This is a genomic window from Mycobacterium sp. WUMAC-067 (assembly GCF_020217485.1).
Lineage (GTDB): Bacteria > Actinomycetota > Actinomycetes > Mycobacteriales > Mycobacteriaceae > Mycobacterium.
This window is the reverse complement of record NZ_JAEKMI010000116.1, coordinates 1-3770: the sequence shown is the minus strand read 5'-3', so window position 1 is coordinate 3770 and position 3770 is coordinate 1. Positions and strand designations below refer to the sequence as shown.

Below are 3770 nucleotides of genomic sequence, written 5' to 3'. Positions count from 1 at the left end.
CAGTTCCTTGATCGAAGGTGATCTGCCCAGTCGCGAATCCGTGCTGCGACTCATCGAATTCGCTGCGGGAAGAATCGATCGTACGGAATACATGTGACAAGTCTTGAGTGGTGCGACCAAGAACCCTCAGGGTGAACGTCAAGCACAACGCTCAGTCAAGTAAGAGTTGCGCGGGGTCAATTTCGCTGTCTGTGGAGGCTGACGATCCTGCGGTCGGTCCGAACCTAGCACCACTGATTCCACGGTGGTCCGCTGCCGTGGGACCGTTCCTCCCACGTCAACTCGTGGGAGAAGCCGTCTTCGATGAAATACTGCGCAAGTCGAGTCCCGTGATCGAGGACTGGATGGTTCCGGACATCCAGGCGCGACGGTGGATCCGGCCACAGCCGAGTTACGAGCCCGTCGCGCTCGAAGCGATGCTCAAAGTCGTGAAACGGGTGATAGGCAAGCTGAAACACCGCCATGCGACCATCTGCCAGTCGGAATCCCGTAGTCCTCGCCCCGCCGCGTCCTCCCAGCCCATCGGATCGACTGGTGTGGCGCAGAAGGACTTCGTCGAAAGCTGGGTCCGGCAGCCCTGGCATATCGGAGTCGGTAACCGCGAACCACAGCGACGTATCGGTCGGAACGCCACCAACTTTGATCGAATCGAGAACCCCACGAGGGTAGGGCTTCCAAGGACCGTGCGGTCCCCCCTCTGGGCCAGATGGGAGCGCATTGTGGTTCGCGTCGGGATGGGCCATTAGCGCTAGTGTTTTGATCGCCCAACGTGCGACGTTCGAGATTGTGACCTGATCCTCGAGTGGCTGCATGTCGCGGATCAGACGTCTCATGGGGTTCGTCGCGGGTTGCTCGAACAATCTGTTGAGATCGCCGTTGCAGTTCTTGCAACAGGGGAGCATCACCCGCCACATTTTCGCGCTGTGTACCAGATCGCCCGTCTTGTTAAGGCGTTGTTTGCCATCGATTTTCGCAGTGAATGGACCCGTGCCGTCCCAGAGTCCCAGCAACCACTGGGGGTGAACATGTTCCCCTTGGGAGTCAACGTCGTCACCGCAGAACACGCACGCTTGAACCACGGAAGCAACGGTACGGCTTCGGGGTGTGCTCGTCGTCGATTCAGCCGTCTGGCAGTTTGTCGTCTCGGCGCGCGAACCTGCCGCCGAAACTGTCGAAGGGGTGTGTCTGCTGTGAAAGAGCGGCCATGCCACGATTTGGGCGTGAGCAATCTGTCCTCGTCTTTCAAGGTCGTCGCACCGGCTGTCAAGAAGATGATTGGCGAACAGACCGTGCGCGAACGGCTGGTCAAAAAGCTGAAGATCAAGCTGAAGGAAATTCCCGACGCACCCGTTCTCAGTTGGAAGCAGCGTCGGCGTCTGATGACACTGCTGAAGGACGAGGATGCCGAAGGCCTCCTTATGGACCAAGATGATCAAGCCGTCAACGCGTTGTCGGCGATGATCGCGGGTACGGTGCTCCAGTCCGCACCATCGAACGACTCGCTCGCCATCGCCCAGGCGCTCATGACTGAGTACCCGGAATCTCTCGGTCTACAAGAGGCTTTCGGCGGTCTCTACTACCGGTTGCGGCGGCTCGATGAGAGCATTAATGCTCAGTTTGAACGCGTGATGCAGTCAATCGAGCAATCGACTCAGACGGGTAGCGAGATCGATCCCGACATCCTTCTCACGGGACCGATAGAAGCTCTAGGGCTGACGAGCCGGCAGCTCATGGCCGAGGAGCTTGCGACGTCGGAGCCGACGGCCGCGGCGGGGATCCTCGCTGAAGTAATCAGCGAGTTGGAACGTGCCGGATACGGCCCTCTAGCCGAGCCGCTGCACATCCGCCGTGCGCAACTGCTCACCGACGCCAGTGAGTTCACCGCCGCTGACAGTGAGTGGCTCCCGTACGTTGAAGGCTACTTAGTCGCCGGCGCTGGTACCGGAGTCGATTCGGCAGTGTCCGCGTTTGGTGCACTTGCGCAAAGAGAAGGCGCCCCGGCGTGGCTGAATCCCCGCGCGAGTGCTGTTTCGGCACTGGCGAATTGGATCAGAGGAGATATAGCGTCTGATGTCGCAGTCGCGGCCGCAATCGCGGCATCGGAAGCCGGCGACCCGGCAGGAGCACTGTGGGCCTGTATTGCGGCTGAAGGCGCTCTCGCGCTCGGTGAACTGCAACTGATTGCCGACGTCAGCGAGCCGCTGCGACAAATTGCAGACTCGTGCTCGGAGCACGATCTGAGGGTTAGGTTGCATCTGGTTGTCGCCGAGGCTACGAACGATCAGGAGCTATGGGCCGAGTTGCTCAGTGACGCAGCACCCGGATCAGGCCGCTGCTCGCTCGCGGACTCTGCGCTGATTCACGCACGGCGAGGGCGCTATCTGTTCTGGCAAGACCAGTCGACGGCAGCTGCTGCCGAGTTCCGATTCGGGATCGAGCGCGGGTGCCGAGCACGAGTCTGGGATGACGCCGCTGCCTGGTGCCGCTCGATAATCACGGTGCACTCGCGTGCGAGCGTCGTGAATATCACCGAAATGCAAAGTCTGCGGCAGCAGAGCCGAGCCATCAGCGGGTCTGGGCATGGTGCGCTCCGCGTCCAGGCTTATGATCCGGAAGCCGCAGCGATGCAAGACCTATTGGAAGCCGTCATCGGAAAAAAGCGTCCTCGTGCCGCGCGCGCCGAACTACGACGTTACCTGCGCGATAGCGTCGCATCCGCTCGCCTGGTAGACGAGATCAACGCGCACCTCCTGATGGGGCGGATGTACCAACAATCTGGGCACCTCGACGGCGCAGTAGGCCATTACATCATCGCCGGTAGCGCCCGCGACTGCCGCGAAACCGCAGCGAAGCTTGCCACCTACTTCGACTGCCGCAGCGCAACGCGAGCACTTCAATTCCAGAGCCGTGCAGCAGCCTTCGGCGCCGCGGCGGGCCAAGCCGACCTTATTCCAGACGATTTGGTGAGCGACTGGGCTACGTCAGCATTAGCCGAAGCCGTTCAACACGATGGCCGACCCTTCGGTGCGGATGTATGGCTTGAGGCGTACAAGTTGCTGGCTGGGCTTGCCGCAAGATTGCCTAATGGGCTTGTGGATCAAATTTTTTCGGACATCGACGGACTCCTTCCGCGGGAGCGATACCAGTACACGCATGCCGACGATCAAATCGCTGGCATCCTCGTTGGTCTTTGTGCGGGGCACCCTGACAAGCGCGAGCAGGTTGCAGAGCGCGTGGCGTTGGCGTTTGAGGTCGCTGACGACATCGCTGCCGAGCTCATCCGTCACTTCGACACCTTGGAACCAGTACTGCGACTAATTGAGGGACGCTTGCAGACCTTGGTTGGACCGTACGAGATCGAGGGAATTGCGAGAGTACGTAACGCCACGGAGGTGTTGGTGCGCCTCGGGAACCACTCCAACGAAGTCATCGAGGCAGCCGAGTCATTGGTAGCGCGAGAACTTGCGGCTCCGCCGACATACGGCGCTGGCCACGTGTCACAGATAGCAGGGAAGACAGACATAGCTACGATCGCGACGTGCCTGCCTGCTGATCGTCAGATCGCATTAGCCCGGCACTTTTTTGATCACGCCCTGGACGAGAATGACAGTGAGCGTAATCGCTCCCGCTTCGCGCAAGCCTGTATTCCCCTCTCCGATACACTCCCAACTCACGCGCGAGATGATTTGTTTGACAGACTATTTCGGCTGGCAGTTGGTTCAGATGAACCTGTGAGCGAGTTTGATCAATGGGAACAACGCTTTGCCGAT

The 3770-nt window shown here is 59.9% G+C and carries 2 protein-coding genes; one reads left to right on the top strand and one right to left on the bottom strand.

The window, feature by feature from the left end; translation table 11 throughout:
- Nucleotides 1-224 precede the first annotated feature (224 nt).
- Nucleotides 225-1079 (bottom strand): hypothetical protein, encoded by an 855-nt coding sequence (locus JF781_RS27535; protein WP_141245005.1) that lies wholly within the window; start codon nucleotides 1077-1079, stop codon nucleotides 225-227.
- A gap of 141 nt (nucleotides 1080-1220) precedes the next feature.
- Between JF781_RS27535 and JF781_RS27530 the strand changes: the two genes are divergently transcribed.
- On the top strand, nucleotides 1221-3770 hold a 2550-nt coding region (locus JF781_RS27530; RefSeq protein ID WP_225330632.1), incomplete at its 3' end, for a hypothetical protein.